At 73.0% G+C, this 26,265-nt stretch carries 23 protein-coding genes; 18 read left to right on the top strand and 5 right to left on the bottom strand.

Annotated features, from left to right (window positions below):
- Window positions 1-24: 24 nt before the first annotated feature.
- Window positions 25-1,593 (bottom strand): fatty acyl-CoA synthetase, encoded by a 1,569-nt coding sequence (locus tag BLV24_RS18400; RefSeq protein WP_092684543.1) that lies wholly within the window; start codon window positions 1,591-1,593, stop codon window positions 25-27.
- Window positions 1,594-2,078: 485 nt separating this feature from the next.
- The gene (locus BLV24_RS18395; RefSeq protein WP_092684541.1) at window positions 2,079-3,053 is read right to left on the bottom strand and encodes a quinone oxidoreductase family protein; all 975 of its coding nucleotides are present in this window, start codon (window positions 3,051-3,053) and stop codon (window positions 2,079-2,081) included.
- Between the two features lie 272 nt (window positions 3,054-3,325).
- Between BLV24_RS18395 and BLV24_RS18390 the strand changes: the two genes are divergently transcribed.
- From BLV24_RS18390 to BLV24_RS18380, 3 genes are all read left to right on the top strand, one after another.
- Window positions 3,326-4,534: an alpha-hydroxy acid oxidase gene (locus BLV24_RS18390; RefSeq protein WP_092684539.1), complete on the top strand. Its 1,209-nt coding sequence runs from the start codon at window positions 3,326-3,328 to the stop codon at window positions 4,532-4,534.
- Between the two features lie 31 nt (window positions 4,535-4,565).
- Window positions 4,566-5,645 (top strand): mandelate racemase/muconate lactonizing enzyme family protein, encoded by a 1,080-nt coding sequence (locus tag BLV24_RS18385; protein ID WP_092684537.1) that lies wholly within the window; start codon window positions 4,566-4,568, stop codon window positions 5,643-5,645.
- A 78-nt stretch (window positions 5,646-5,723) separates the two neighbouring features.
- Window positions 5,724-5,978, top strand: coding sequence for a 2-hydroxymuconate tautomerase (locus BLV24_RS18380; RefSeq protein WP_092684535.1), 255 nt, complete (start codon window positions 5,724-5,726; stop codon window positions 5,976-5,978).
- A 59-nt stretch (window positions 5,979-6,037) separates the two neighbouring features.
- Here the strand turns inward: BLV24_RS18380 and BLV24_RS18375 are convergent, their stop codons facing one another.
- A complete protein-coding gene (locus BLV24_RS18375; protein WP_176954821.1) occupies window positions 6,038-6,664 on the bottom strand; it encodes a TetR/AcrR family transcriptional regulator in 627 nt (208 codons plus the stop codon).
- Window positions 6,665-7,393: 729 nt separating this feature from the next.
- Here BLV24_RS18375 and BLV24_RS18370 point away from each other — a divergent pair.
- The 8 genes from BLV24_RS18370 to BLV24_RS18335 all read left to right on the top strand — a co-directional run bounded on the left by BLV24_RS18370 (window position 7,394) and on the right by BLV24_RS18335 (window position 14,614).
- The gene (locus BLV24_RS18370; RefSeq protein WP_092684531.1) at window positions 7,394-8,419 is read left to right on the top strand and encodes an ABC transporter substrate-binding protein; all 1,026 of its coding nucleotides are present in this window, start codon (window positions 7,394-7,396) and stop codon (window positions 8,417-8,419) included.
- Between the two features lie 17 nt (window positions 8,420-8,436).
- On the top strand, window positions 8,437-9,204 hold the full coding sequence (locus tag BLV24_RS18365; RefSeq protein ID WP_092684528.1) for an ABC transporter ATP-binding protein: 768 nt from the start codon (window positions 8,437-8,439) through the stop codon (window positions 9,202-9,204).
- 22 nt (window positions 9,205-9,226) lie between these two features.
- The gene (locus BLV24_RS18360; protein ID WP_092684526.1) at window positions 9,227-10,084 is read left to right on the top strand and encodes an ABC transporter permease; all 858 of its coding nucleotides are present in this window, start codon (window positions 9,227-9,229) and stop codon (window positions 10,082-10,084) included.
- A 53-nt stretch (window positions 10,085-10,137) separates the two neighbouring features.
- On the top strand, window positions 10,138-10,464 hold the full coding sequence (locus tag BLV24_RS18355) for a TraR/DksA family transcriptional regulator (RefSeq protein WP_092684524.1): 327 nt from the start codon (window positions 10,138-10,140) through the stop codon (window positions 10,462-10,464).
- A gap of 103 nt (window positions 10,465-10,567) precedes the next feature.
- Window positions 10,568-11,695: a PA0069 family radical SAM protein gene (locus BLV24_RS18350; RefSeq protein WP_092684596.1), complete on the top strand. Its 1,128-nt coding sequence runs from the start codon at window positions 10,568-10,570 to the stop codon at window positions 11,693-11,695.
- A gap of 67 nt (window positions 11,696-11,762) precedes the next feature.
- Complete coding sequence (locus BLV24_RS18345) at window positions 11,763-12,452, top strand: ribonuclease HII (RefSeq protein ID WP_092684522.1); 690 nt, start codon at window positions 11,763-11,765, stop codon at window positions 12,450-12,452.
- 91 nt (window positions 12,453-12,543) lie between these two features.
- Window positions 12,544-13,746: a site-specific DNA-methyltransferase gene (locus BLV24_RS18340; protein ID WP_092684594.1), complete on the top strand. Its 1,203-nt coding sequence runs from the start codon at window positions 12,544-12,546 to the stop codon at window positions 13,744-13,746.
- A gap of 466 nt (window positions 13,747-14,212) precedes the next feature.
- Window positions 14,213-14,614, top strand: coding sequence for a DUF805 domain-containing protein (locus tag BLV24_RS18335; RefSeq protein WP_176954820.1), 402 nt, complete (start codon window positions 14,213-14,215; stop codon window positions 14,612-14,614).
- Window positions 14,615-14,675: 61 nt separating this feature from the next.
- On the opposite strand, the gene mutY is transcribed toward BLV24_RS18335, so the two are convergent.
- The gene (gene mutY, locus BLV24_RS18330; RefSeq protein ID WP_092684518.1) at window positions 14,676-15,938 is read right to left on the bottom strand and encodes an A/G-specific adenine glycosylase; all 1,263 of its coding nucleotides are present in this window, start codon (window positions 15,936-15,938) and stop codon (window positions 14,676-14,678) included.
- 120 nt (window positions 15,939-16,058) lie between these two features.
- Between mutY and BLV24_RS22925 the strand changes: the two genes are divergently transcribed.
- The 7 genes from BLV24_RS22925 to BLV24_RS18295 all read left to right on the top strand — a co-directional run bounded on the left by BLV24_RS22925 (window position 16,059) and on the right by BLV24_RS18295 (window position 25,645).
- The gene (locus BLV24_RS22925; protein ID WP_281242941.1) at window positions 16,059-16,811 is read left to right on the top strand and encodes a DUF721 domain-containing protein; all 753 of its coding nucleotides are present in this window, start codon (window positions 16,059-16,061) and stop codon (window positions 16,809-16,811) included.
- Between the two features lie 198 nt (window positions 16,812-17,009).
- On the top strand, window positions 17,010-17,666 hold the full coding sequence (locus tag BLV24_RS18320; RefSeq protein ID WP_092684516.1) for a DsbA family protein: 657 nt from the start codon (window positions 17,010-17,012) through the stop codon (window positions 17,664-17,666).
- 122 nt (window positions 17,667-17,788) lie between these two features.
- Window positions 17,789-21,256 carry a chromosome segregation protein SMC gene (gene smc / locus BLV24_RS18315; protein ID WP_092684514.1) on the top strand — a complete coding sequence of 1,156 codons (3,468 nt, stop codon included), beginning with the start codon at window positions 17,789-17,791 and terminating at the stop codon, window positions 21,254-21,256.
- Between the two features lie 304 nt (window positions 21,257-21,560).
- Entirely contained in the window at window positions 21,561-22,451 is an 891-nt protein-coding gene (gene lgt, locus BLV24_RS18310; RefSeq protein WP_092684512.1) for a prolipoprotein diacylglyceryl transferase, read from the top strand.
- Window positions 22,448-23,653: a class I SAM-dependent methyltransferase gene (locus BLV24_RS18305; protein ID WP_092684510.1), complete on the top strand. Its 1,206-nt coding sequence runs from the start codon at window positions 22,448-22,450 to the stop codon at window positions 23,651-23,653. The genes lgt and BLV24_RS18305 overlap by 4 nt, the downstream gene beginning before the upstream one ends.
- A gap of 37 nt (window positions 23,654-23,690) precedes the next feature.
- Window positions 23,691-24,473, top strand: coding sequence for a peptidoglycan editing factor PgeF (gene pgeF, locus BLV24_RS18300; protein ID WP_092684508.1), 783 nt, complete (start codon window positions 23,691-23,693; stop codon window positions 24,471-24,473).
- Window positions 24,474-24,496: 23 nt separating this feature from the next.
- On the top strand, window positions 24,497-25,645 hold the full coding sequence (locus BLV24_RS18295; protein WP_092684506.1) for a M24 family metallopeptidase: 1,149 nt from the start codon (window positions 24,497-24,499) through the stop codon (window positions 25,643-25,645).
- Window positions 25,646-25,670: 25 nt separating this feature from the next.
- Here the strand turns inward: BLV24_RS18295 and BLV24_RS18290 are convergent, their stop codons facing one another.
- The gene (locus BLV24_RS18290; protein ID WP_092684504.1) at window positions 25,671-26,168 is read right to left on the bottom strand and encodes an Lrp/AsnC family transcriptional regulator; all 498 of its coding nucleotides are present in this window, start codon (window positions 26,166-26,168) and stop codon (window positions 25,671-25,673) included.
- Window positions 26,169-26,265: the final 97 nt, after the last annotated feature.

Here is a 26,265-nt window from a genome sequence, read left to right as displayed (position 1 = left end):
GCCCCGCAGGAAGGCGGGCCGCGCTCAGGCCGCGCCGGCAGACACCGCGCTTTCGCCGCCGCCATAGAGCACCCGAAGCTCCCGCTTCAGGATCTTGCCCGAGGCGTTGCGGGGCAGCTCGGTCGCGAAGATCACCCGCTTGGGGACCTTGTAATGGGCGAGGCTGGCCTTGGAATGGGCGATCAGCTCGGCCTCGGTGGGGGCGGCGCCTTCGCGCAGGACCACCACGGCGGCGATGGCCTCCAGCCATTTGGGGTCGGGCAGGCCGACCACCGCCACCTCGAAGACCGAGGGGTGAGTGAACAGCGCGTCCTCGACCTCGCGGCTCGCCACCAGCACGCCGCCGGTGTTGATCACGTCCTTCAGCCGGTCGACCACGTAGAGGAAGCCCTCCTCGTCGAATTTCCCCATGTCGCCGGAATGAAACCAGCCGCCCTCGAACGCCTCGGCGGTCGCCTCGGGGCGGTTCCAGTATTCGGTGATCAGATGCGGGGTGCGGTGGACGATCTCTCCCGTCTCGCCCACCGGCACGTCGTTCATCTGCGCGTCCACCACGCGGGTCTCGACGTTCAGCACGGTGCGCCCGCAGGAGGTCAGGCGGCCGTCGTGATCCTCGGGGCGCAGGACGGTGGTCAGGGGGCCGGTCTCGGACTGGCCGTAGCAGTTGAAGACCTGCACGCCGGGCATCCGCTCCCGCAGTTCGGTGAGGATCGGCTCGGGCATGATCGACGCGCCGTACTGGATCTTCTCCAGCCGATCCATGCCGGCGCCGTCGAAGCCGGGATGGCGCAGCAGGCTGACCCAGACCGTGGGCGGCGCGAAGAAGGAGGTGATGCCGTGGGTCTCGATCGCCTCGAACACCGCCTCGGGCTTGGGCTGCTCCAGGATCACCGAGGTGCAGCCCGCCAGCATCTGGGGGTTGGTGAAGGTGTGCAGCTGGCCCGCGTGATAGAGCGGCAGCGACCACAGGCAGCGGTCGTTGGCGGAGATGTCGAGCGCGTAGATGCAGGACATGAACTCGGCCAGCAGGGCGGAGTGCTTCATCAGCCCGCCCTTGGGTTTGCCGGTGGTGCCGGAGGTGTAGAGGATCTGGCAGAAGTCGTCGCCGTCGACGTCCCATTCCCGCTCGGGCTCGGCGTCCGACAGCGCGGCCTTCAGCACGTCGACCGGGTCGCCGCCGTCGAAGCGGGAGATGAACTCCAGCCCGTCCACGTCGCGCACGTCGTCCACCGCGCCCGTCAGGGCGGCGTCGTGGATCAGGGCGCGGGCGCCGGACTGCTCGACGATGTAGCGCAGCTCCGGGCCGGTGAGGCCGAAATTGGCGGGGACGTGGATCAGTCCCGACTGGCAGCAGGCGAGCCAGAGCAGGAAGTAGCTGTCGGAATTGCGGGCGAAGGCGGCGACGCGGTCGCCTTTCTTCAGGCCGGCGTCGCGCAGGTGGCAGGCGATGCGGAAGGCGGCCGTCTCCATCTCCGCGAAGGTCCAGGCGCGGTCCTGCCAGATCAGCGCGGTCTTGTCGGGATAGCGGGCGACGGTGCGGCGAAGCGCGTCGCCGATGCCGTTGCGGCCCGCGCGGGCGCCGGGTTGGGTCATGCGATGTCCTCCCTGTCCGCGGCCGGGGAGCGGGGTCCGGGGCGCGCGGGGTGTTGTGGTTATGCCGGGCGGGGCGACCCTCCGGATTGTCGGACAGAATAAGCGCGGGCTTTGCGCGGTCAAGCGGTCGCGCGGGCGCAGGGAAAGGGAGGCCGAGGCGCGGGAGACGCGCCGCGCCCCGACCGTTCCGCGGATTGCGACGGGGCGCCGGCGCGGCGTGGCAAGGGGGCCGCGGGCGGCGCCGACGCGGGAGGGAGGCCGGGCGCGCAGGGGGGGAGCGCGGCGGGGGGGGCGGAGGGGGGGCGGAGGGGCGCGGGCCGCGTTCGCCGGGGCCTGGAGCCGCGGTTCGCGCAGGCCCCGCCCGACGCCTCCGTCGCCCCATGAGAGCGTGTCGGCGGGAAGGCGACGGCGCCGCCGGGCGCCCCCCTCTCCCCGCCGCGCGGGCGCGCGCTCGCGGCCCTCGGGCCGGCCGGCGCGCGGCTCCCTCAGGTCATGGTCAGCACGAGGCTGCCGGAGGTGCGCCCGGCCTCCAGGTCCTCATGCGCCTGGCCGATCCGCTCGAACGGATAGACATGCTCGGTCCGCACCTTGATGCGTCCCGCCGCCACCATGTCGAACAGCGCCGCCGCCCGAACGTCCCTCTGCGCCGGGTCGGCGATGTAATCGCCCAGCATCGGGCGCGTCAGGCTCAGCGAGCCGCGGTTGCCGAATTCCTGGATGGTCACCGGCGGGATCGCGCCCGAGGCCTGCCCGAAGCTGACCAGATGCCCCCGCCGCGCCAGGCTGTCGAGCGAGCGGACATAGGTGTCCCTGCCCACCGCGTCATAGACCACGCCGACCATGGCGCCGTCGGTGAAGGCCTTCACCTCGCCGGGGATATCCGCGTCGCGCCCCGTGATCACATGGGCGCAGCCGGCCTCGCGGGCCAGCGCCGCCTTGGCCTCCGACGACGCCGTGCCGATCACCCGCACGCCCATCGCCGTGGCCCATTGCGCCAGGATCAGCCCGACTCCGCCCGCCGCCGCATGCACCAGGATCGTGTCGCCGGCCTTCACCGGATGCACGTCATGCAGCAGGAAATGCGCCGTGATCCCGCGCAGCACGATGGAGGCGGCGGTCACGTCGTCGATCTCGTCGGGCAGGCGGATCAGGTGCTTGGGGTCGATCAGCCGCGCTTCGGCGTAGCTGCCATGCAGGGCGCAATAGGCGACCCGGTCGCCGGGGGACCAGCCGCTCACGCCCGGACCCACCGCCTCGACCACGCCCACGCCTTCGCGCCCCGGGATCATCGGCATCGGCGCGGGGTAGAGCCCGGACCGCGAATAGATGTCGGTGAAGTTCACCCCGGACGCGGTCTGGCGCAGCCGCACCTCGCCCTTGCCCGGCGCGGGGACGTCGATCTCGTCGATCTGCAGCACCTCGGGCCCGCCGGGCCGGTGAAATCGGATCGCCCTGACCATGCGTCGCTCCTCCTTGTCACGCGCCGTGGCGGCGCTTTGCGGCAGATGAAAGCCATAAGACGCCGAGCGCAAGCCGCGGGCCGCAAGGTTTCGACGCAAGCCCCGGGACGCGCCAGCGCGGATGACGGGGGGGCCGGACCCGCCGGCGGACCCGATGCGCGAGGAGACGCCGCCATGATCCACCCCCCTCGCCACCTCCCTCGGCCGCCCGCCGCGACCCGCGCCCCCGCCGTCCCCGCCGTCCCGGCGGGCCCGTTCGCGGGGCGCCGCGCATGACCGGCCGCCGCTTTTCCATCGGCGATTACGAGACCGCCGCCCGCCGTCGCCTGCCCGCCTGCGTGTGGGAGTTCCTGTCCGGCGGGGTCGAGGACAACGTCTCCCGCGATCGCAACGCCGCGGCGTTCGAGCGCTGGGCGCTGGTTCCGCGGACGCTGGTGGACGTGTCGTCCGTCGACGCCTCGGTCGAGGTCTTCGGCCAGCGTTTCAACGCCCCCATCGGCATGCCCCCCACCGGGGTCACGGCCATCTACCGCCCCCGCTGCGACGCGCTTCTGGCGAAAAGCTTCCACGAGGCGGGCCTGCCCTACGTGATCTCCGGCGCCTCGACCGTGCCGCTGGAGGAATTGGCGAAGCTGCATCCCGGCGCCTGGTATCAGGGCTATTTCTCCGCCGACCGGCCGCTGCTGGACCGGATCTGCGCGCGGCTGGAGGCGGCGGGGATCGGGGTGCTGGTGGTCACCGTCGACGTGCCCGTGGCCGCCAACCGCGAGAACATCGCCCGCCATGACTTCACCATTCCGTTCAAGACCACCTGGCGGGTGGCGCTGGACGGGCTGCTGCATCCGCGCTGGATGGCCGGGACGCTGGTCCCCACCCTGCGCGACGGCGGCGCGCCGCGCTTCGCCAACCAGACCGACGTGATCGGCCCGCGGATCATCGACGACGCGCCGCGCAGTTTCCGCGGCGGGCGCGACCGGCTGGACTGGGACGACATCGCCTGGCTGCGCGACCGCTGGAAGGGCCGGCTGGTGATCAAGGGCGTGCTGCATCCCGACGACGCGGTCCGCGCGGCGGAGATCGGCTGCGACGGGGTCGTGGTCTCCAACCACGGCGGGCGGCAGCTGGATTTCGGGCCGGGCGGGCTCGACGCGCTGCCGGGCGTGGTGGCGGCGGCGGGAGACCGGCTGACGGTGATGATGGATGGCGGCGTGCGGCGCGGCAGCCATGCGCTGATCGCCCGGGCGCTGGGCGCGAAGATGGTCTTCGCGGGCCGGCCGTTCCTGTGGGGCGCTTCGGTGTCGGGGGCGGCGGGGCTCGATCATGTGATCGCGCTGTTCCGCAAGGAGATCGACATCGACCTCGCCCTGATGGGCTGCCCGAGGGCCGAGGATATCGGCCCCGCCCATGTGACGCCCCATGCCGCGCCGGGGGGGCTCGTCCCCTCCGCGGCCCCGAACGAAACCTATCGCGGCGCCGCCTGAGGGCCGCCTCCACAGGGCAGGGAGGCCCGACATGCGCATCACCAACCTCGCCACCGCCCGCGTCGATCTTCCGCTCGACGCGCCCCTGCGCACCTCGATCCACGAGATCGCCTCGGTCACCTGCCTGCTGGTGACGCTGGAGACCGACGAGGGCCTGACCGGCGAGGGCTACGCCTTCTGCTTCGGCCGCGACCGGCTGGCGGTGCTGGAGGCGATGGTCGACGCCCTGCGCCCCATGGTCATCGGCCGCGATCCCCACCAGGTCGAGGCGTTGTGGGAGGACATGCTGCGCGCCTGCAATTTCCTCGGGGCCGCGGGGGTGACGGTGATCGCCATGACGCCGATCGACCTCGCCTGCTGGGATCTGGTCGGCAAGGCCGCGGACCAGCCGCTGCACCGGCTCTGGGGCGGAGCGCGGGAGCGGGTCCCGGCCTACGCCTCGGGCGGGCTGTGGCTGTCGTCCGGCCCCGAGGCGCTGGCGGCGGAGGCGCGGGGGTTCCTGGACCAGGGCTTCAAGGCGATGAAGCTGCGGCTGGGGGCGATTCCGCTGGCTGAGAACCTGGCCCGCGTCGAGGCCGTGCGCGACGCCATCGGCCCGGATATCGCGCTGATGGCAGACGCCAACCAGGGCCTGACCGTGGCCGAGGCCATCCGGCTGGGCCGCGCGCTGGAGCCCTATGGCCTGGTGTGGTTCGAGGAGCCGATCCCCACCTGGGACCATCACGGCCACGCCGCCATCGCCGCCGCCATCGACACCCCGCTGGCCTCGGGCGAAACCGAATACCTGCGCCACGGCCTGGCCAACATGATCGAGCGCCGGTCCGCCGACCTGCTGATGCCCGATCTTCAGCGCATGGGCGGCTATACCGAGTTCCGCCGGGCCATCGGCCAGATGGCGGCGGCGAACCTGCCGTTCTCGCCGCATATCTTCACCGAGCACTCGCTGCATCTCGCCACCGCCGGCTGCGCCTATGTCGAGCACATGCCCTGGTTCGGCGCCCTGTTCCGCGAGACCATGGAACTGGACGCCGACGGCATGATCGCGCTGCCCGACGGACCGGGGACGGGGTTCAGCTTCGATCCCGACGCCATCGAGCCGCACCGGTTCTGAACCCGCGGTCGCCCGCGCCCCCGGCCCCCCCGCCCGCGCCGCGCCGGAGCGTCTGGACGCCGCCCGGCGCGGGGGCGCATGGTTCGCCTGATCTCATTCCTGCGCAGGAGACGCCGAATGCCCGTTCTCAACATCACCCTGATCGAAGGCCGCAGCCAGGCCCAGAAGGACGCCATGTATCGCGAGGTGACCGACGCGGTGTGCCGCAGCCTCGGCGCGCCGGCGGAATCGGTGCGGATCATCGTCAACGAGATCCCGGCCGGCGATTTCGCCGCCGCCGGCGTCAGCAAGGCCAGTGCCAAGGCCAAGGCGCCCGAAACCACCTCGGCCTGACCGCCCGCCGGCGGCCCCGAACGCCGCCCGGGCGATCCCGTCCCGCGCGCGAGGCGGGATCAGCGGGGGCGGGCGCCGTCGATCAGCAGCAAGGCCTGCGCCGTCGCCTCGTCGGCGCAGGCGGCGGGCGCGGCGTCGTCGAACACCGCGGCGCGCAGGGTCATTGTGTAGATCGCGAACAGCGCCTTCACCGTCCGGTCGAGGTCCAGGTCCGCCCGCAGCTCGCCCTTCGACACGCCCTGCTGCAACGCCCAGTGCAGGGGCGCCAGCCCGGCGACGCGCTGTTCGCGGTTGCGCTGCTCCAGCGCCTCGGGCCATTGCCAGAAATAGCCCTCCATCACCCCCAGCAGTTCCGGGTCCGAGGCGTCGGCCTCCGCGAAGACCCGCAGGATCGCCGCGATCCGCGCCTCCAGCGACCGCTCGGCCCGGGCCGCGTTCCAGGCGGCGTCGGTCTGGGCGGCGTTGGATTCGGCGATCAGTTCGAACAGCAGCCCGGCCTTGGCGTGGAAATGGGCGTGGATCAGGCCATGCGTCACCCCTGCCTCGCGCGCGATCTCGGTGGTCGAGACCGCGTTGTAGCCATGCGCCTCGAACAGCCGACGGGCCGCGTCGAGCAGTCGCGCGCGGGTCGCCTCCCGTTGCAAGTCCTTGGCTGTCAGCCGCTTTTTCTTACGGGGCAGGGGCAAGGCGGATCCTGGGGAACGGGCGGCGAAGCAAGGGTTGCGCAAGGTCGCAACCGACGCCGGATCAAGTCAATGAGAATGATATAGTCAGTGTCATTGACAATGTTATGAACAACTCCGATATGCGGCCCGCCATCGGCGCGCCCGGGGTTCCTTCGGACCTTCGGCGGGTGGATGGCGATCGTTGATCCGGCCTGGACAGTCGGTTCGGCGGTCAGCGGTCGGGTATCGGCTTCCGGTCCGAGAGGGCGGGTCGGAGGTCGGGTTCGCGTGCCGGGCGATGGCCCCCCAGTCCATCCGTCCGGCTGAACCGCCCGGCCGCGTTTGCGGGGGAGGACGGCCTCGCCGTTGCACCCCCCGAGCGCGCGCATGCGCGCCCTCGCGGAGCAAGGCCCGCCCCCCGACGGGCCGGGCTCCGCGCTCCGCCGTCGTTCCTTACCCCCCCGCACGCCTGAACGACGGCGGAGCACCTCGCGGCGCGCCACGCGCCGCCCGCTGGTCGGGATCGAGGCGTTTCCCCGCCGCGACGGCAGCGGGTCCGCTGGGCGCGCGCGGCCGAGGCGCCCGCGGGCGCCTCGGAAACGGCGGCCTGACGTGGCGTGAAAAGGCGGGCCCTCGCGTCGCCGGGAGGCCTCCTGCGGTTGACAGCGCGGCGTCCGCCCCCTCCTATCCTCGCCCCTGAACGCGCCCCGAACAGAGGGCGCAGGATCGCCCCCTGGGAGGAGCCACGCCATGACCGTCCGTCTTACCCGTCGCCACGCGCTCGGCGCGCTCGGCGCCTCCGCCGCTCTTGCGGGGACCGGGCTCTACGCCCCGGCCCGCGCCGCCTCCAAGGTGACGGTCGGCGCGCTGCGCTTCACCTCGCACGCGGCCTCCTTCGTGGCCTATGAGCGGGGTTATTTCAAAGAGGCCGGGCTCGACGTCGATTTCCGCTTCTTCCAGGCCGCCCAGCCGATGGCCGTCGCCATCGCCTCGCGCGATGCGGATTTCGGGGTCACGGCGATTTCCGGCGGGCTGATCTCGCTGGCCGAGAAGGGCGCGGCCAAGGTCATCGGCGGCGCGCTGCAGGAAGAGCAGGGGGTCGACGGCCAGATGATCCTCGCCTCCGTCGCCGCCTATGACCAGGGCGTGACCACGCCGGCGCGGCTCGGCGGGCGGAACTTCGGGATCACCACGGCGGGGTCGTCGTTCCACTACATGGGCTCGAAGATCGCCGCGGCCGAGGGCATCGACGACCTGAAGTTCAAGCCGCTTCAGAAGGTCGGCGCGGTGATCGGGGCGCTGAAGTCCTCCCAGATCGACGCCTGGTCGATCGTGCCCCATATCGGCAAGGCGCTGGTCGGCGGTGGCGCGGTGAAGCATATCGGCATGGTCGCGGACTACATCCCCGACTACCAGGTGACGACCGTGTTCACCTCCGCCCAGAACGCCGCGAACGAGAAGGCCAAGACCGAGGCCTTCCTCGCCGCCTTCGCCCGGGGCGCCGCGGATTTCAACGCCGCGCTGGTGGACCGCACCGAGGGCGATGACGGGGCCGAGGCGATGACCCGCCTGATCCACAAATACGTCTACGCCGATCAGCCCTACGAGAAGGCCTCCCGCTCCATCGTCAACGGCGCCATGCGCATCAACGCCGGCGCGGCGCTGAACATGGACTCGATCGGCGACCAGCTCTCCTGGTTCAAGTCCGAGGGGCTGGTGAAGGACGAGGTCTCCATGGAGATGCTGGTCGACGACAGCTACGTCGACACGCTCTGAACGAAAGGACGACGCGCATGGACCTGAGGCTCGACGCCGTAAGCCACGCCTATGGCGGGGTCGAGGTCCTGCGCGACGTGACGCTGGAGGCGCCGGCGGGGCGGATCACCTGCCTCGTCGGGCCTTCGGGCTGCGGGAAGTCCACGCTGCTGCGCCTGCTGGGCGGGCTGGAGCGGCCGGATGCCGGGCGGGCGCTGATGCTGGGCGACCCGCCGGCGGGGTCGCTGAACCCGCTGACCTACGTGTTCCAGCATTTCGCCCTGCTGCCCTGGCGCACGGTGGCCGGCAACATCCGGCTGGTGCTGGAGGATCACCCCCTGTCGCGGGCCGAGCGGGACGAGATCGTGGCCGACGTGCTGGCCCGCACCCGCCTGACCGATTTCGCGAAGGCCTGGCCCCGGCAGCTTTCGGGCGGGATGCGGCAGCGGGTGGCCATCGCGCGCGCGCTGGCGGCGCGGCCCGCGGTGATGCTGATGGACGAGCCGCTGTCGGCGCTGGACGCCCAGACCCGCGAACTGCTGATGGACGACCTGGTGGCGCTGTGGGGGCGGGAACGCTTCACCGCCGTCTACGTCACCCACAACCTGGCCGAGGCGGTGCGGCTGGGCCATCGCATCGCGGTGCTGTCGCGCCGCCCCGGACAGGTGCGCGAGATCGCCGAGATCGACACGCCCCTGGAGGACCGGCGCCCCGACGACCCCGCGCTGGTCGCCGTGCAGGCCGACCTGTGGCGCCTGCTGCGCGAGGAAGCCGCCGACGCCGACCGCGAGCTGACCGGCGCCTGACCCCGGCCGAGAGGATTTTCCCATGACCGACGCGACCCTCGACGCCGCCCCCGCCGCCCCCGCGTCCGCGCGGACCGGCGCGCCCGCCGCCGGCGCGCCGCGCCCGGTGCCGTTCCGCGGCGGCGGTTTTCAGCCCAGCGGGCGGGCCTGGGCCGGGCCGCTGCTGTTCGTGCTGCTGATCGGGATCTGGGAATGGGGCTCCGCGTCCGGCTGGATCACGCCGCTGACCCTGCCGCGTCCCTCCGCGGTGGCGGCGGTGTTCGGAGAGCTCTGGGCCTCGGGGCGGCTGTGGGAGCATCTGGGGCCGTCGCTGGGGCGGCTGGCCGTGGGCTCCGCGCTGGGGCTGGCGGCGGGGATCGGCGTGGGGCTGATGATCGGGCTCTTTTCGCTCGCCCGCGCCGGGCTGGCGCCGCTGGTCGCCGCGCTGTTTCCGGTGCCCAAGATCGCGCTGCTGCCGCTGTTCGTGATCTGGTTCGGCATCGACGAGGCCTCCAAATACGCGCTGATCGCCTTCGGCGTGTTCACCCCCACCGTCGTCGCCACCTATGGCGGGGTGGACAATGTGGACCGCTCGCTGATCCGCATGGGGCAGAGCTTCGGGCTCTCCTGGCGCTCCATCGTGCTGAAGATCGTGCTGCCGGGCGCCGCGCCCGCGATCCTGTCGGGCATGCGGGTGTCGCTGGCCATCGCCATCATCCTGCTGGTCGCCGCCGAGATGCTGGGCGCCGAACATGGCGTGGGCGCCTTCGTGCTGACGGCCGGGTCGCTCTACGACCTCGAAAGCCTGTTCTGCGGGGTGGCGATCCTGTCGGCGCTGGGGCTGGCGGTGAGCTTTCTCATCGGCCGGCTGGAGCGGCGATTGCTGGACTGGCGCGGCTGAGAGGTTCAGGCTGGTTTCCGTTAAGGACCGACAAGGACCAACGAGGAACCGCCATGAAATCCGCAGACCACTACAAGACCGTGCTGGAAACCCGCCTGGCCGAGCTGGAAGGCCGGCTGCACCGCATCGACGAGGATCTCGACAAGGGGCGCCCCGCCGATTTCGAGGAGCAGGCGACGGCGGCCGAGAACGACGAGGTGCTGGAAGGTCTGGGCGAGGCCGGTCTGCAGGAGGTTCGCCAGATCCGCGCCGCCCTGGATCGCGTGGCGCACGGGACCTTCGGCGAATGCGTGAACTGCGGGGAACGGATCCCCGAGGCGCGGCTCGACCTGGCGCCCTATGCCGCGGTCTGCGTCACCTGCGTCGGCAAGGTGGCCTGAGCGGGGGGCGTCCGGCGGGCCGGACATCTCTTGATGTTCCCGCAATGTTCCGTCAGTCTCGGGTCCCAGCGGAGGGCCTGAGTCGATGGACGACCTGTTCGGAATGGAAGAGGCCGGGGGCGCCTGGACCGGCGACGACCGGGCCGGGGTGGCGCCCGCGCGGCGGCATGGAAGGGGCGCCGCCAGCAACCGCGCGGGGCGGTTCGAGCCGACGACCCGCGCCCCGGTGGATGACGGCTGGCACGGCCCCGATACGGCGGAGGCCGAGCCCCCCGCCCCCCTGCGCACCGAGGTGCTGCACGACCATTCCCGTTCGGTCATCGCGCGCAATTCCAGCCCGGACCTGCCCTTCGACCGCTCGATCAACCCCTATCGGGGCTGCGAGCATGGCTGCGTCTACTGTTTCGCCCGGCCGAGCCACGCCTATCTGGGCATGTCGCCGGGGCTGGATTTCGAGACGAAGATCCTCATCAAGCCCGACGCCCCGGCACGTTTGGCGGAGGAGCTGCGCGCCCGCGGATACCTCTGCCGGCCCATCGCCATGGGGACCAACACCGACCCCTATCAGCCGCTGGAACGGGAAAGGCGCATCACCCGTGAGCTGCTGGAGGTGCTGCGCGCCCATCGCCACCCGGTTTCCATCGTCACCAAGGGCGCCGGGGTGACCCGCGACGTGGACATCCTGGGCGAGATGGGGCGTCAGGGGCTGGCGCGGGTGTTCCTGTCGATCACCACGCTCGACCACCGGCTTGGCCGCACGCTGGAGCCGCGCGCCGCCTCTCCGCAGGCGCGCCTTCGGGCGATCGCGGCGCTGAGCCGGGCGGGCTGCCCGACCGGGGTGATGGTCGCCCCGGTGATCCCCGCCCTGACCGATCACGAACTGGAGCGGATCCTCGAAGCCGCGTCGCGCGCCGGCGCGAAATCCGCCGGCTACATCGTGCTGCGCCTGCCGCTGGAGGTGCGGGCGCTGTTCCAGGAATGGCTGGAGGAACATCGCCCCGACGCGGCGGAGCGCGTCATGGGCCGGGTGCGGGAACTGCATGGCGGCAAGGACTACGACTCGCGCTTCGGGCGGAGGATGAGCGGGCAGGGGGTCTGGGCCGACCTGCTGCGCCGGCGTTTCCACGGCGCCGCTCGAAGGTTCGGCCTGGCCGGCAAGCCCGAGCCGCTGCGCACCGACCTGTTCCGCTGCCCGCAACGGCCGGGGGACCAGCTTTCAATGGGGTTCTGAGGCGCGGGCGCCTCCCGCCGACGCCCGAACCGCGCTAAGCGGGGGGCCGATGGCGAGAGGAGAGACCATGCCCCCCCGCAAGACCGGCCCCAAGGCGCCCCGACCGCCCCTGATCCTGCCCCCGGCCCCGGATCACGCGCACGAGACCGAGGCGCTGGCCCGCTTGCCCGCCGGCGCCCTGGTCTGCGGCGTGGACGAGGCCGGCCGCGGCCCCTGGGCGGGGCCGGTCCATGCCGGCGCCGTGGTGCTGAACCCCGACGCGATCCCGCAGGGGCTGAACGACTCCAAGAAGCTCACCGCCCGAAGGCGCGAGGCGCTGGCCGCCGAGCTGAAGGCCTGCGCCGACTGGGCCGTGGGCGTGGCGAGCGTGGAGGAGATCGACCGCCTCGGGCTGGGCCGCGCCGCCGACCTCGCCATGATCCGCGCGGTGGAGGGGCTGCCCCGCCCGCCGGCCTTCGCGCTGATCGACGGGCGCCGGGTTCCGCCGGGCCTGCCCTGTCCCTCCGGCTGGCTGATCAAGGGGGATGCGCGCTCCGTCTCCATCGCCGCGGCGTCGATCCTGGCCAAGACCGAGCGGGACGCGGAGATGGATCGGCTGGCCGTGTTGCACCCCGAATACGGCTGGGAGGCCAACCGTGGCTATGGCGCCCCAGCCCATATCGCGGCCCTCAAGCTTTGGGGGGTGACCCCACATCATCGGCGCAGCTTCCGACCCATACACAACATCTTGGTTGAAGAGTCTCGGCCAACCGACTGATTCGAAAAGATATTGACGCTGATTCGCTGCTCGGGCACATTGGGGTCAACAACAACACGCCCCCACACGAATGCAGCGAATGGAGCCCGGCATGTCCGCGAGCGACTCCGCCGGTCTTCCGGCGCCGAACCCCATTGCCACTCCGGCCCCCAAGCCCCGCGTCGCCCGCGTGGCCCCCAAGCCGCGCCCGTCCAAGCGCCCGCGCCGCGTCGCGCCGGGCGAACTGCCGCTGGGCCAGATCCTCGCCGGTGACTGCATCAAGCAGATGAACGCGCTGCCCGAGGGCTCGGTCGACATGATCTTCGCCGATCCGCCCTACAACCTGCAGCTCAAGGGCGACCTGCATCGCCCCGACAATTCCAAGGTCGACGCGGTGGACGACGCCTGGGACCGGTTCGACGGGTTCTCGGCCTATGACCGCTTCTCCCGCGCCTGGCTGAAGGCCGCGCGCCGGGTGCTGAAGCCGGGCGGGACGCTGTGGGTGATCGGCTCCTACCACAACATCTTCCGCGTCGGCTCGGCCCTGCAGGATGAGGGCTACTGGGTCCTCAACGACATCATCTGGCGCAAGTCCAACCCGATGCCGAACTTCCGCGGCCGCCGCTTCACCAACGCGCATGAGACCCTGATCTGGGCGGCGCGGGACGAGGGCGGCAAATACGACTTCAACTACGAGGCGTTGAAGTCGCTGAACGACGGCGTGCAGATGCGCTCCGACTGGGTGCTGCCGATCTGCTCGGGGGCCGAGCGGCTCAAGGGCGAGGACGGCAAGAAGGCGCACCCAACCCAGAAGCCCGAGGCGCTGCTGCACCGGGTGATCCTGGGCACGACCCAGCCCGGCGCGGTGATCCTCGACCCGTTCTTCGGCTCGGGCACCACCGGCGCCGCGGCCAAGCGGCTGGGGCGGGCCTGGATCGGCATCGAGCAGGACGTGACCTATCGCAAGGTCGCCCGCGCCCGCATCGACGCCGTGCGCCCCTATGACATGGAGAGCCTGCGGGTCTCCGCCTCCCGCCGCCAGGCGCCGCGGATCCCCTTCGGGCAGGTGCTTGAGCGGGGTCTGCTGACGCCGGGCCAGATGCTGACCTCGGGCAACGGGCGTCACCGGGCCAAGGTGCGCGCCGACGGCACGCTGGTGGCGCATGACGTGTCGGGCTCGATCCACCAGGTCGGCGCGGCGCTGGAGGGGGCGCCGTCGTGCAACGGCTGGACCTACTGGCATTTCGAGGGTCCGGCCGGGCGGGCCCCGATCGACCTGCTGCGCCAGCAGCTGATCGCCGAGCTCGACTCCTGAGTCGCGGCCGACGCGCCGGACCCGGCGCGCAGGCCTGACCGGGCGGCCCCCCGCCCCTCCCCAGCCGCCGCGACGTTTTGACGGACGCCCCCGGACCCCCGGGGGCGTCCGTTCGCGTTCGCAGGCCGGCGACGCCGCGGGGGGGCGGACGCGATCGCGCGCATTTTGCCGATTCCGCAGGCCCGGACGCTCCGATATGTTCATGTTCGTGGCGCATTTCGCCTTTTCGCTGCGCTGCGATGACGGCGGCGCAACGGTCGCGCTCCTCGCCGCCCGTTCGTTTCCTAACCTCGCGATTGTAGGACGTTACGTGGCGATAGAGCGACTTTCCTCACATTATAGCTTTCAGTTTCAGATGAAATAAGGCAGGATTTGGGCGCATTCCGTTCCGCCGATGTCCCCAGAATCGTGCCGAACGTTCATCAACCTGTGGCGGACCACTCCACTTTGCCGAAAGCGGCTGGCCATGACCTTCAGCGACTCGATCCAGAACGTCCTTCTCAACTTCGCCGAGTTCCGCGGGCGCGCGACCCGCTCCGAATACTGGTACTGGGTGCTCTTCGCCCTGTGCCTGCAAGTGCTGTTCCAGATCGTCGACGGGCTGGTGTCGGCCCCGTTGATGGGCTTCCCGTCTTTCGCCCTCGACGCCGGGCGGCCGATTTCGGTGCTCGGCATGGTCGCGCTGCTGCCGCCGACGCTGGCGGTGGGCTGCCGGCGCCTGCACGATGTCGGGCGCAGCGGCTGGTGGCTGCTGTTGCCGCTGATCCCGGTGATCGGCGCGCTGGCGCTGCTGTGGATGCTGACCCGGACATCGGTGGAGCGGGACAACCGCTTCGGCTCCTCCGTCACCGGATTGCAGCGCACCTGAAGCGGTCGGCGTCCGCCGGGGGGGGCGGACCCGGGCGCGGCGGTTCGGCCGCGCCGGTCCGTCAGTCTTCGATCCCCAGCGCGTCGAGCCCGAGCAGAAGCGCCTTGCGCATCACGGTGGGGATGCGGTCGGCCTGCGCGCGGGCATGAGGGACGAATGCGCCGTGCGCAGGCCGAGACTCTTCTCCTGTCGTGGCGACCATGATGTCGAGCACCAGTTGGAAATGAGTGAACACGTGGCGGGCCTGGGCGGAAATCTTTCGCCAATCCGCCTTGATCGGCGCCAGCCCGGCCAGGGTCGCGTCGGAGCGGGGCGTCTCGCCTTCGCCGCCGCCGCGCCGGTCCCAGTCGTCGCCGGGCAGGCCCAGCGTCCCGCCCAGCAGGCCGCGATCCGGGCGATGTTCCAGCAACACGGCGCCTGAGGCGTTCACCGCCACGAACACCACGCCGCGACGCAGGGGCTTCGCGGCTTTCGGCGTCTTGCGGGGCAGCGTCTCGGCGATGCCGGCGGCCCGCCCGGCGCAGGGATCGCGCCACGGGCAGAGGCCGCAGGCCGGGCTGCGCGGGGCGCAGATCGTGGCGCCCAGATCCATCACCGCCTGCGCGTGATCCCCCGGCCGGTCCTCGGGCGTCAGCCGGGCGGCCAGCGCGTGCAGCACGGGTTTGACCTCCGGCAGCGGGGTTTCGACGGCGTGCAGGCGGGCCATGACCCGTTCCACATTGCCGTCCATCACCGCGGCGGGGCGATCATGGGCGATGGCGGCGACGGCGGCGGCGGTATAGGGGCCGATGCCGGGCAGGGCGCGCAGGCCGGCCTCGGTGTCGGGAAAGACCCCGCCATGGTCGCGCGCCACGGCCCGGGCGCAGGCCAGCAGGTTGCGGGCGCGGGCGTAGTAGCCCAGCCCCGCCCAGGCGGCCATCACCGCGTCGTCCGGCGCGGCGGCGAGGTCGGAGACGGTCGGCCATGTCTCGGTGAAGCGCAGGAAATAGGGCGCGGCATGGGGGACGGTGGTCTGCTGGAGCATGATCTCCGACAGCCAGACCCGGTAGGGATCGGGGCGCACGCCCTGGGCGCGCTCCGCCGGGCCGACGCGCCAGGGCAGGGCGCGGGCGTGGCGGTCGTACCAGGCGAGCAGCTCGGCGGTCAGCGCCGCGGGGTCGGCGGGGGAGGGCGGCGCCTCGGGCGGCGGTTTCTTCGGCGCGCCGCGGGCGCGGCGGGGCGTCGCCGCCGGCGTTTTGGCTTCCGCCTTCGGCGCGGGGGCGTCGTGTTTCGCCTTGCGGCCGGGGCGCGCGGGGCCGGAGGGGCGCGGCGGCCGGCCGGTCATCGCCGCCCCCCGCTTTCCAATCGGCGCGCGCCGAGGCATGCTTGGCCGGCGCCGCAGGACGGCGCGGGCGTATGCGTCCCGCAGGGGGACGGCGCGATGCGGAAGGGGGGCGGAGCGATCATGGGCGGCACCCTCGGCAAGGACGGCGGCGGGCGCAAGGGCGCCGCGCCCAGGCGGCCGGGCCGCGGTCCGCGCGCCGCGATGGCCGGGCCGGCGGGCGGCGTTTCCGCGCCCCGCAAGCCCGCCGAGCCCGCCGCCGGGCCTGTCGCCGCGCCTCCCGCCGAAAAGCCCGCCAAACGCGCGCCCCGCAAGGCGGCCGAGCCCAAGCGCAGCGCGCGGGGCTTCCTCCAGGCTTCGGCGCTGGCCGAACCCTCGGTGCGCGAGGCCTCGTCCCGCCGCGGCTTCGCCGAGATCCGGGTGCTGACCGACTGGCCGACCATCGTCGGCGCCCAGCTTTCCGCCGCCTGCCGGCCGATCCGCCTGACCTGGGCCGGCGCGGCCTATGGCGCCACCCTGATCGTGGAGGCCGAGGGCGCCCGGGCCACCGAGATCGAGATGCAGGGCCCCCGCATAGCCGAGCGGGTCAACGCCCATTACGGCTATCGCGCGGTGTCCCGGATCAAGGTCGTTCAGGGCGGCCGCGGGACCGTGGCGCGCCCCGGCGCGGTGGGCGTGCGCGGCGGCGCGCCCGGCGTCCGCCCCGGCGCGGCCCCCGGTTTCGCCGAGCCCGGCCCCGCCCCCCTGCGGCGCGACGCGACCCCCCCGCCCGAGACCGAAGCGGAGATCGACGCCGTCTCCGACCCCGGCCTGCGCGCGGCGCTGGAGCGGCTGGGCGCCAGCGTCGCCAACCGAAAGGCGCTCGGGCGGCGCTGAGCGCCCCCTCCCTTCCGTCATGCCCCGCACGCGCCTCCTCCGCGCCCCGAAACCGCCCCCGATCTCGCGCAAGTGACCGGATGCGGCCCCCGGACGGTTTGAGCCCGCGGCCCGGCCCGGTTATCTCTGCACCCCCGACCCGCTGTTGCCCGACCCGCAGTTTCACGGCGCCCCCCGCGCCCCCGACAGGAGACGCTGATGTTCCCCAAGACCCTCGCGCTCGCCGCCGCCGCCGCCTTCGCGCTCGGCGCCGCCGCGATCCACGCCCCGACCTCCACCGCCTCGGCGCTGGGCCTCGCCGCGCAGGCGGCGGACGTCGAGACCTCGCCGTCGGGCATGGCGCTGGGCGTGTTCACCCTGGGCGAGGAAAGCGCGCCGGTGACGGTGATCGAATACGCCTCGCTCACCTGCCCGCATTGCGCCGCCTTCCAGCGCGACGTGTTCGGCGGGATCAAGCGGGACTACATCGACAGCGGCAAGATCCGCTACGAGTTCCGGGAGGTCTATTTCGACCGCTTCGGCCTCGCCGCCGCCCAGGTCGCCCGCTGCGCCGGCCCGGAGCGCTATTTCGGCCTGATCGACCTGCTGCTGACCCGCCAGGACGACTGGACCCGCGCCGATGATCCGGCCGAGAAGCTCAAGACCATGGGCCGCCAGGTCGGCATGTCCGCCGAGCAGATTGACGCCTGCATCGCCGACGAGGACGGCGCCCGCGCGCTGGTCACCATGTATCAGGGGTTCCGCAACGATCCGCGCCTGACCGGCACGCCGACCCTGATCGTGGGCGAGGACAAGGTGGAGAACCCGACCCTCGCCAACCTCTCCGCCGCCATCGACGCGGCGCTGGAAGACTGACGCGCTGTATCTAGGGGGCATTGTCCCCTGATGGGCTACATATTGATGGACCCCCTTGACCTTGGGGGTCCATCCCCAGATGCTTCCTGAATCGCGACTCGGCGCATCCAGGGCCTCCGCACATGCAGTTCACCCGTCTCCGGCTCCAGGGCTTCAAGAGCTTCGTAGACTCCACGGAGCTGGTGATCGCCCCCGGTCTGACCGGGGTGGTGGGCCCGAACGGCTGCGGCAAGTCCAACCTGCTGGAAGCCCTGCGCTGGGTGATGGGGGAGACCTCGGCCAAGGCCATGCGCGGCGACGGCATGGAGGACGTGATCTTCGCCGGCGCCTCGACCCGCCCGGCCCGGTCCTACGCCGAAGTCGCCATCCATATCGACAACTCGGATTTCACCGCCCCGGCCGAGTTCAACAAGACCGACCAGCTCGACATCATCCGCCGCATCACCCGCGACGCGGGCTCCGCCTTCCGGCTGAACGGGAAGGAGCTGCGGGCCCGCGACGTGCGGATGCTGTTCGCCGACGCCTCCACCGGCGCGCATTCGCCGGCGCTGGTGCGGCAGGGGCGGATTTCGGAGCTGATCAACGCCAAGCCCAAGGCGCGCCGCGCGATCCTTGAGGAAGCGGCGGGGATCGGGGGCCTCTACCAGCGCCGGCACGAGGCGGAGCTGAAGCTGCGGGCGGCCGAGGACAACCTGCTGCGGGTGTCGGACGTGCTGGAGAAGCTGGACGTGCAGCTCGCCCAGCTCGCCCGCCAGGCCAGACAGGCGGCGCGCTACCGTGAGATCGCCGCCGAGCTGCGCGGGGCGGAGGGGCTGCTGCTGTGGCTGCGCTGGCGCGAGGCCGCGGAGGAGGCCGAGGCCGCCCGCGCCCGCCTGCGCGACGCCACCGCCGAGGCCGCCCGCGCCGAGGCCGAAGCCGCCGCCCGCGCCACCGCCCGCCTGAAGGCGGAGGAGGCGCTGCCCCCCCTGCGCGAGGAGGACGTGGTCTCCGGCGCCATCCTGCAACGGCAACTGGTGGAGCGGGACCAGATCGACGAGCGCCTGCGCCAGGCGGCCTCGGAGATCGGGCGGCTGGAGGCGCGGGGCACGCAGCTTTCCAGGGATCTGGAGCGGGAATCCTCGCTGGGCCGCGACGCGGACGACTCCGTGGGCCGGCTGGACTGGGAGGAGAAGGCGCTCCAGGACGCGCAGGACGGCCACCCCGCCCGCATCGCCGAGGCCGCCGAGGCCGCCCGCGCCGCCACCGCCAAGGTGGAGGCGGAGGAGGGCGAACTGGACCGGCTGACCGGCGACGCCGCCCGGCTCGCCGCCCGTCACCAGTCCGCCCGCCGGCTGGCCGAGGAGACCGCCGCCGCCGCCCGCAAGGCCGAGGCCGAGCGCGCCCGCGCCGAAGCCGGCGCCGCGGAGCTGGCCCAGGGGATCGCGACCGCCGAAGCCACGCTGACCCGCGCCACCGAAACCGCGGAGGGCGCCCGCGCCCGCGCCGCCGCCACCGAAACCGCGCTCGCCGCCGCGGAGGCCGAGCGCGCCGAGGCCCATGACGTTGAATCCGCCGCCCGGGCCGAGGCGTCCTCCGCCCAGGGCGAGGCCAGCGCGCTGAAGGCGGAGGCCGACGCGCTTGACCGGATGCTGGCGCGCGACAAGGGGGCCGAGGGCCAGCTGCTCGACCGGATCGAGGTCGCGCCGGGGCATGAGGCGGCGCTCGGCGCGGCTTTGGGCGAGGATCTGCGCGCGCCCGAGATCACGCCGGGCAAGACCGCGGGGGCCGGGTGGCGGACGCTCGACGCCTATCCGGCGCCGGGGACGGGCCTGCCCGAGGGCGCGGAACCGCTCGCCCCGCATGTGAAGGCGCCCGCGGCGCTGGCCCGCCGGCTCGCGCATATCGGGATCGTGGCGCAGGCGGACGGGGACCGGCTGCAGGGCGCGCTCGCGCCCGGTCAGCGGCTGGTCAGCCGGGAAGGCGACCTGTGGCGCTGGGACGGCTGGCGGGCCGGGGCGGGGGACGCGCCCTCCGCCGCGGCGCTGCGGCTGCAACAGCGCAACCGGCTCGCCGCGCTGCGCGCCCAGCTGGAAACCGCCGAAGCCGCCGCCGCCGCGACGCGTGAGGCCCATGCCGCCGCGCGCGCCCGCCTGACCCGCGCCACCGAGGCCGACGCCGCCGCCCGCACCGCGCGGCGCGGCGCCGACAGCGCGCTGGCCGAGGCCGAGAAGGGCCTGGGCCGGGCCGAGGGCGACCTGGAGCTGCGCCGTGCCCGGCACGCCGCGCTGGTCGACAGCCTCGCCGCACGGGCGGAGGAGGCCGACACCGCCCGCGCCGCCGCCGCCGAGGCCGAAGCCGCCATCGCCGCGCTGGATGATCTGGGCGAAGTCCGCGCCGCCGCCGAGGCCGCCAAATCCGTCGTCGCCGCCGCGCGCACCGACATGCTCGCCGCCCGCGCCGCCGCCGATGAGCGCCGGCGCGAGGGCGAGGCCCGGCTCAAGCGGCTGGGCGACATCGTGAAGGAGCGCGCCGGCTGGCATCGCCGCAAGGAAAGCGCCGGCCAGCGGGTCGCGGAACTCGACGCCCGAATCGCCGAGACCGCCGAGGAGCTGGCCCGCGCCCGCACCGCGCCGGAGGAGCTGGAAACCCGGCGCCACGAACTCGTCGCCTCGATCTCCAAGGCCGAGATCCGCTGCAAGACCGCCGGCGACGCGCTCGCCGCCGCCGAGGCCGCCCTGCGCGACGCCGACCGCGCCCAGCGCGAAGCCGAGCGCGCCGCCGGCGAAGCCCGCGAGGGCCGCGCCCGGCTGGAGGCGGTGGCCGAGGCCGCCGTCTCCCGCGTTGGCGAAGCCGCCGAGCGGATCGAGGAGGAGCTGGACTGCAACCCCCAGACCCTCGCCGCCCGCCTGTCGATCGACGCCGAGCGCGCCCCCCGCGCCGAGGAGGCGGAGCTGGCGATCATCGAACTGCGCCGCAAGCGCGACGCGCTGGGCGCGGTGAACCTGCGGGCCGAGGAGGACGCGAAGGAACTCCAGGCCGAGCGCGACATGCTGGATTCGGAGAAGACCGACCTGGAAGCGGCCATCGCCAAGCTGCGGCAGGGGGTGGCGAGCCTGAATTCCGAGGGCCGAAAGCGCCTGCTGACCGCCTTCGACGAGGTCAACGCCAGCTTCGCCCAGCTGTTCACGCGGCTGTTCGGGGGCGGGCAGGCCAATCTGGTGCTGGTGGAATCCGACGACCCGCTGGACGCGGGGCTGGAGATCATGTGCATGCCGCCGGGCAAAAAGCTGTCGACGCTGTCGCTGCTGTCGGGCGGGGAGCAGACGCTGACCGCGCTGTCGCTGATCTTCGCGGTGTTCCTGGCCAACCCGTCGCCGATCTGCGTGCTGGACGAGGTGGACGCGCCGCTGGACGACGCCAACGTGACCCGCTTCTGCGATCTTCTGGACGAGATGCGGAGCCGCACCGACACCCGCTTTCTGTGCATCACCCACCACGCGGTGACCATGGCCCGGATGGACCGCCTGTTCGGCGTGACCATGGCCGAGCAGGGGGTGTCGCAGCTGGTCTCCGTGGACCTGGAGAAGGCCGAGGCGCTGGTCGAGGGCTAGCCTTTCGGGCCGCGCCGCCGCGGGTTGGCGGAGCCGCGCGCCGCAGGCCGGGGGAGCCGCGCGTCGACCGCCGCGCCGGCGGCGCCGATCCGCCCGCGCGGCGCGGCGTGCCGGTCGCGGGCGGCGAGGGGCGCCCCGCGCCATGGTCCGGGCGCCATGATCCCCGCGCCATGATCAGGGCGCCATGATCCGGGCGGCGCCTCATCAACCTCCGTTGATCCCGCCGGTCTGGCCAAGGCCGGGCTCAGGCGCCATGACTTCCCCGCGGGCGATCCGGCCCGGACGGCCAGCGGGCGGAGGCTCCATGTTCGCCATTCCCTTTCCGAACATCGACCCGGCGATCTTCTCGCTGGAACTCGGGAGCTTCACCTTCTCGCTGCGCTGGTACGCGCTGGCCTATATCGCGGGGCTGATCCTCGGCTGGCGCTACGTGGCGCGGCTGGCGGCGCGCCCCGCCCTGTGGCGCGGCGCCCCGCCGATGAGCCCGGCCGAGGTCGAGGAGCTGCTCACCTGGATGGTGGTCGGCGTCATCGCCGGCGGGCGGCTGGGCTTCGTGATCTTCTACCAGCCGGCCTATTACCTCGCGAATCCGGCCGAGATTCCGGCGATCTGGAACGGCGGCATGTCCTTCCATGGCGGGTTCCTGGGGGTGATCGCCGGCGTCTGGCTATGGGCCCGCGCCAAGGGCCGCCCGGTGATGGAGGTCGGCGACGCGGTGGCCTGCGCCGCGCCCATCGGGTTGCTGCTGGGGCGCATCGCAAATTTCATCAACGCCGAGCTTTGGGGGCGGACCACGGACGCGCCCTGGGGCGTGATCTTTCCCAATGGCGGGCCGGAGCCGCGCCACCCCTCGCAGATCTACGAGGCCGGGCTGGAGGGCGCGGTCCTGTTCCTGGTCATGTGGTGGCTGGCCACCCGCGCCGGCTGGCTGAAGCGCCCCGGCGCGCTGATCGGGGTGTTCCTGGTGGGCTACGGGCTGGCGCGGTCGGTGGTGGAGCTGTTCCGCCAGCCCGACCGTTTCCTGCAATCCGAGGGCAACCCGCTGGGGCTCGCCTGGCAATGGGGGCCGGAGGCGGGGCTGACCATGGGCCAGATCCTGTCGATCCCGATGATCCTGGCGGGCGTGGCGGTGATCGTCGCGGCGCGGCGCGGGGCGTGGGCGAGAGGCGCGCCGCGGGAGGCCGAGGCGGAATGAGCCCCGAGTCCCCGCCGGAGTCCCCGCCGGAGTCCCCGCCCGAGCCGCCGCTGCTGCCCCTGATCCGGGCGCGGATCGCGCAGGGCGGGCCGATGCCGCTGGCGGAATATATGGGGCTCTGCCTCGGCCATCCGCGGCACGGCTACTACATCACCCGCGACCCGCTGGGGGCGGCGGGGGATTTCACGACGGCGCCCGAGATTTCGCAGATGTTCGGGGAACTGGTGGGGCTGTGGCTGGCGCAGGCGTGGCTGGACCTCGGGAGCCCGGCGCGGGTGGTGCTGGCCGAGCCCGGACCGGGGCGGGGCACGCTGATGGCCGATGCCCTGCGCGCGGCCGGCCGGGTTCCGGGCTTCGCCGAGGCCGCGCGTCCGCACCTGGTCGAGACCTCGCCCGCCCTGCGCGCCCGCCAGGCCGAGGCGCTGGCGGGGCGCGATCCGCGCTGGTTCGACCGGCTGGAGGATCTGCCCGACGACGCCCCCCTGCTGCTGGTCGCCAACGAGTTCTTCGATGCGCTGCCGATCCGCCAGTTTCTTCGGGTCGCGGGCGCGTGGCGGGAGCGGGTGGTGGGGATGACCGGCGACGGCGCCCTGACGCTGGGCCTCGGCGGGGCGGCGCCCGGGAACTGGGATGGGGCGCAGGGCGCGCCGGACGGCGCGGTGGTGGAGATCTGTCCGGCGGGCGAGGCCGCCGCCGGCTGGATCGGCGCCCGGCTGGCCCGGACGGGGGGCGCGGCGCTGATCGTCGATTACGGCTATGGCCGGCGCCCGCCGATGGGCGGCGACACGTTCCAGGCCTTGCGCGCCCATGAATACGTGGACCCGCTGGCGGAGCCGGGGCGCGCCGACCTGACCGCCCATGTGGATTTCGGGGCGCTGGCGCGGGCGGCGGAGGGGCAGGGCGCCCGCGCATGGCCGCTGGCGACGCAGGGCGCGTTCCTGGAGCGATTGGGGATCACCGCGCGCGCCCAGTCGCTGGTCCGGTCGCTGGCCCGCCCCGCCCCCCGCCCCGCTCCGGCCGGCGCTCCCCACCCGCCCGCCCTCGCGCCGACCGGAGCGGGGCGCGGGGCGGGGCCCCAGGATGACCCGGTGGAGGCCATCGTTTCGGCCCATCGCCGGTTGACCCATCCCGAGGAGATGGGCGACCTGTTCAAGGCGCTCGCCCTGACCGGCCCCGCGCAGCCGCGCCCCGCCGGGGTCTGAGCCCGTTCCACGTCCTCCGCGCTTCAGGAGCCCCCCGATGACCGATGCCGAACCGCTCCGCCCGCTGCTGGCCGCCGGCCTGCGCGGGACCCCGCATGGCTTCTTCACCCGGCAGGGCGGGGTTTCGGAAGGCATCCGGGCGGGGCTGAACTGCGGGGCGGGCTCGAAGGACGCGCCCGAAGCGGTGGCCGAGAACAAGGCCCGCGTCGCCGCCGCCATGGGGGTCGCGCCCGACCGGCTGCTGTTCCTCCACCAGGTGCATTCCGACCGGGTGCTGACCGTCGAAGGCCCCTGGGGCCCGGAGGCGTCGCGCGAGGCCGACGCCATGGTGACCACCGAACCCGGCCTCGCGCTTGCGGCGCTGGCCGCGGATTGCATGCCGGTCCTGTTCCTCGACCCCGAGGCGCGCGTGATCGCCGCCGCCCATGCCGGCTGGCGCGGCGCGCTGGGCGGGGTGCTGGAGGCGACGCTGGACGCCATGGAGGCCAGCGGCGCCGACCGCGCCCGCATCCGCGCCGCCATCGGTCCCTGCATCTCCCAGGCCGCCTACGAGGTCGGGCCGGAGTTCTTCGAGGACTTCACCCTCGACGACCCGGAGGCCGAGCGCTTTTTCTCCGGCGGGCCCAACGGGCGCCCGATGTTCGACCTGCCCGGCTACGGCCTGCGCCGCCTGCGCGAGGCCGGGGTGGGCGAGGCCGAGTGGATCGGCCATTGCACCTATCGCGACGAGGCCCGGTTCTTCTCCAACCGCCGGGCCGTGCACCGGGCGGAGGGCGATTACGGCCGGCTCTGCTCCGCCATCGCGCTCCTACCCGCCTGACCCCCGACATCTCCGGAGCCTCCATGCTGCACTTCGCCCCCGCCGAATTCGACGCCCGCGCCGACCGCCTGCGGGCGGAGATGGCGGCGCGGGGGCTCGACGCGCTCCTGCTCTTCGCGCCCGAAAGCCAGTACTGGCTGACCGGCTACGACACCTTCGGCTACTGCTTCTTCCAGTGCCTGGTGGTGACGCCCGAGCGCATGGCACTGGTCACCCGCTCCGCCGATCTGCGGCAGGCGCAGCTGACCTCGACGCTCGACGACATCCGGGTGTGGAAGGATGCGGCGGGGGCCGACCCCTCGGCGGATCTGTGGGCGATGCTCGAAGGCTTCGGGCTGTCCGGCAGGCGGCTGGGATGGGAGACGGACACCCACGGCCTGACCATGGCCAATGGTCGCCGGGTCGAGGCGCGGCTGTCGGGCCGGGCCGAGCTGGTGGAGGCCTCGGACCTGGTTCCCGCCCTGCGGCTGGTGAAAAGCCCCGCCGAAATCGCCCTGGTGCGCGAGGCCGCCCGCATCGCCGACGCGGGGTGGGCGCGCGCGTTGCCCGCCATCCGCCCCGGCGCGGAGGAGGCCGAGATCCTCGCGGCGCTTCAGGGCGGCATGTTCGCGGAGGGCGGCGACTATCCCGCCAATCCCACGATCATCGGCTCGGGCGACCTGGCGCTGCTCTGCCGCTTCCAGTCCGGGCGCCGTCGTCTGGAGGCGCGGGACCAGCTGACTCTCGAATGGGCCGGCGTCGCGCGGCAATACCACGTGGCCAACATGCGCGCCGCCATCGTCGGCGACCCCCGGCCCGAGCATCTGAAGATGCACGCCGCCGCCCGCGAGGCGCTGGAAGCCTGCGAAGCCGCCCTGCGTCCCGGCCGGCCGATGGCGGAGGTCTTCGACGCCCATGCGCGGGTGCTCGACGCCCATGGCCTGGCGGCGCATCGGCTCAACGCCTGCGGCTACAGCCTCGGGGCGCGCTTCGCGCCGAGCTGGATGGACCCGCAGATGTTTTACGAAGGCGCCCCCGCGATCATGGCGGAGAACATGGTGTTCTTCCTGCACATGATCCTTGCGGACAGCGACAGCGGCGCCGCCATGAGCCTCGGGCGCACCAGCCTGGTCGGGCCGGACGGGGCCGAGCCGCTGTCCCGCATTCCGCTGGACCTGACGGTGACGGGGTAGAGGGGGGAGGGCGGAAGGGCGGTCGTCAGTCGGACGTGGCGCGGGCTTCCAGCACGTCGAAGGGGACGCCGGGCTCCCATTTGGTCTCGCGGATCACCAGCGAGGTCTTCACGCCGGCGACATTGGGCGCCGATACCAGGTCCTCGGTCAGGAACCGCTGGAAGGTCGACAGATCCGGCGCCACGCATTTCAGGATGAAGTCGATCTCGCCGTTGAGCATGTGGCACTCGCGTACCAGCGGCCAGGATCGCACCCGGTCCTCGAAGGCGTTCAGGTCGCTTTCGGCCTGCGAGCGCAGGGAGACCATGGCGAAGACCGCGACCTCGAAGCCGAGCTGCCGCGTGTTGACCCGCGCGTGGTAGCCCTCGATGAAGCCGGTCTCCTCCAGCGCGCGGACGCGGCGCAGGCAGGGAGGGGCCGATATGCCGACGCGTCGCGACAGTTCGACATTGGTCATGCGGCCGTCGGCCTGAAGCTCGGCGAGGATCTTGCGGTCGATGGGGTCGAGCTTGGCGGGCGGCATGGGCGGTCCTGGACGGGGGCGACGGCCGCGGCCTCGCCGCGAAAGCGCGGGCGGAGGGGCGCGGCGCGAGTGCGCCGAATTGCGTAGGTCGGCCGCG

This window comes from Albimonas donghaensis (assembly GCF_900106695.1).
Classification (GTDB): Bacteria; Pseudomonadota; Alphaproteobacteria; order Rhodobacterales; family Rhodobacteraceae; genus Albimonas; species Albimonas donghaensis.
The sequence above is the reverse complement of the archived record's forward strand: the minus strand, read 5'-3'. Positions and strand labels throughout refer to the sequence as shown.

Coding starts and splice junctions, on each gene's coding strand:
- BLV24_RS18400 (WP_092684543.1), bottom strand. CDS start 1,593: ATGACCCAACCCGGCGCCCGCGCGGGCCGCAACGGCATCGGCGACGCG.
- BLV24_RS18395 (WP_092684541.1), bottom strand. CDS start 3,053: ATGGTCAGGGCGATCCGATTTCACCGGCCCGGCGGGCCCGAGGTGCTG.
- BLV24_RS18390 (WP_092684539.1), top strand. CDS start 3,326: ATGACCGGCCGCCGCTTTTCCATCGGCGATTACGAGACCGCCGCCCGC.
- BLV24_RS18385 (WP_092684537.1), top strand. CDS start 4,566: ATGCGCATCACCAACCTCGCCACCGCCCGCGTCGATCTTCCGCTCGAC.
- BLV24_RS18380 (WP_092684535.1), top strand. CDS start 5,724: ATGGTTCGCCTGATCTCATTCCTGCGCAGGAGACGCCGAATGCCCGTT.
- BLV24_RS18370 (WP_092684531.1), top strand. CDS start 7,394: ATGACCGTCCGTCTTACCCGTCGCCACGCGCTCGGCGCGCTCGGCGCC.
- BLV24_RS18365 (WP_092684528.1), top strand. CDS start 8,437: ATGGACCTGAGGCTCGACGCCGTAAGCCACGCCTATGGCGGGGTCGAG.
- BLV24_RS18360 (WP_092684526.1), top strand. CDS start 9,227: ATGACCGACGCGACCCTCGACGCCGCCCCCGCCGCCCCCGCGTCCGCG.
- BLV24_RS18355 (WP_092684524.1), top strand. CDS start 10,138: ATGAAATCCGCAGACCACTACAAGACCGTGCTGGAAACCCGCCTGGCC.
- BLV24_RS18350 (WP_092684596.1), top strand. CDS start 10,568: ATGGAAGAGGCCGGGGGCGCCTGGACCGGCGACGACCGGGCCGGGGTG.
- BLV24_RS18345 (WP_092684522.1), top strand. CDS start 11,763: ATGCCCCCCCGCAAGACCGGCCCCAAGGCGCCCCGACCGCCCCTGATC.
- BLV24_RS18340 (WP_092684594.1), top strand. CDS start 12,544: ATGTCCGCGAGCGACTCCGCCGGTCTTCCGGCGCCGAACCCCATTGCC.
- BLV24_RS18335 (WP_176954820.1), top strand. CDS start 14,213: ATGACCTTCAGCGACTCGATCCAGAACGTCCTTCTCAACTTCGCCGAG.
- mutY (WP_092684518.1), bottom strand. CDS start 15,938: ATGACCGGCCGGCCGCCGCGCCCCTCCGGCCCCGCGCGCCCCGGCCGC.
- BLV24_RS22925 (WP_281242941.1), top strand. CDS start 16,059: ATGGGCGGCACCCTCGGCAAGGACGGCGGCGGGCGCAAGGGCGCCGCG.
- BLV24_RS18320 (WP_092684516.1), top strand. CDS start 17,010: ATGTTCCCCAAGACCCTCGCGCTCGCCGCCGCCGCCGCCTTCGCGCTC.
- smc (WP_092684514.1), top strand. CDS start 17,789: ATGCAGTTCACCCGTCTCCGGCTCCAGGGCTTCAAGAGCTTCGTAGAC.
- lgt (WP_092684512.1), top strand. CDS start 21,561: ATGTTCGCCATTCCCTTTCCGAACATCGACCCGGCGATCTTCTCGCTG.
- BLV24_RS18305 (WP_092684510.1), top strand. CDS start 22,448: ATGAGCCCCGAGTCCCCGCCGGAGTCCCCGCCGGAGTCCCCGCCCGAG.
- pgeF (WP_092684508.1), top strand. CDS start 23,691: ATGACCGATGCCGAACCGCTCCGCCCGCTGCTGGCCGCCGGCCTGCGC.
- BLV24_RS18295 (WP_092684506.1), top strand. CDS start 24,497: ATGCTGCACTTCGCCCCCGCCGAATTCGACGCCCGCGCCGACCGCCTG.
- BLV24_RS18290 (WP_092684504.1), bottom strand. CDS start 26,168: ATGCCGCCCGCCAAGCTCGACCCCATCGACCGCAAGATCCTCGCCGAG.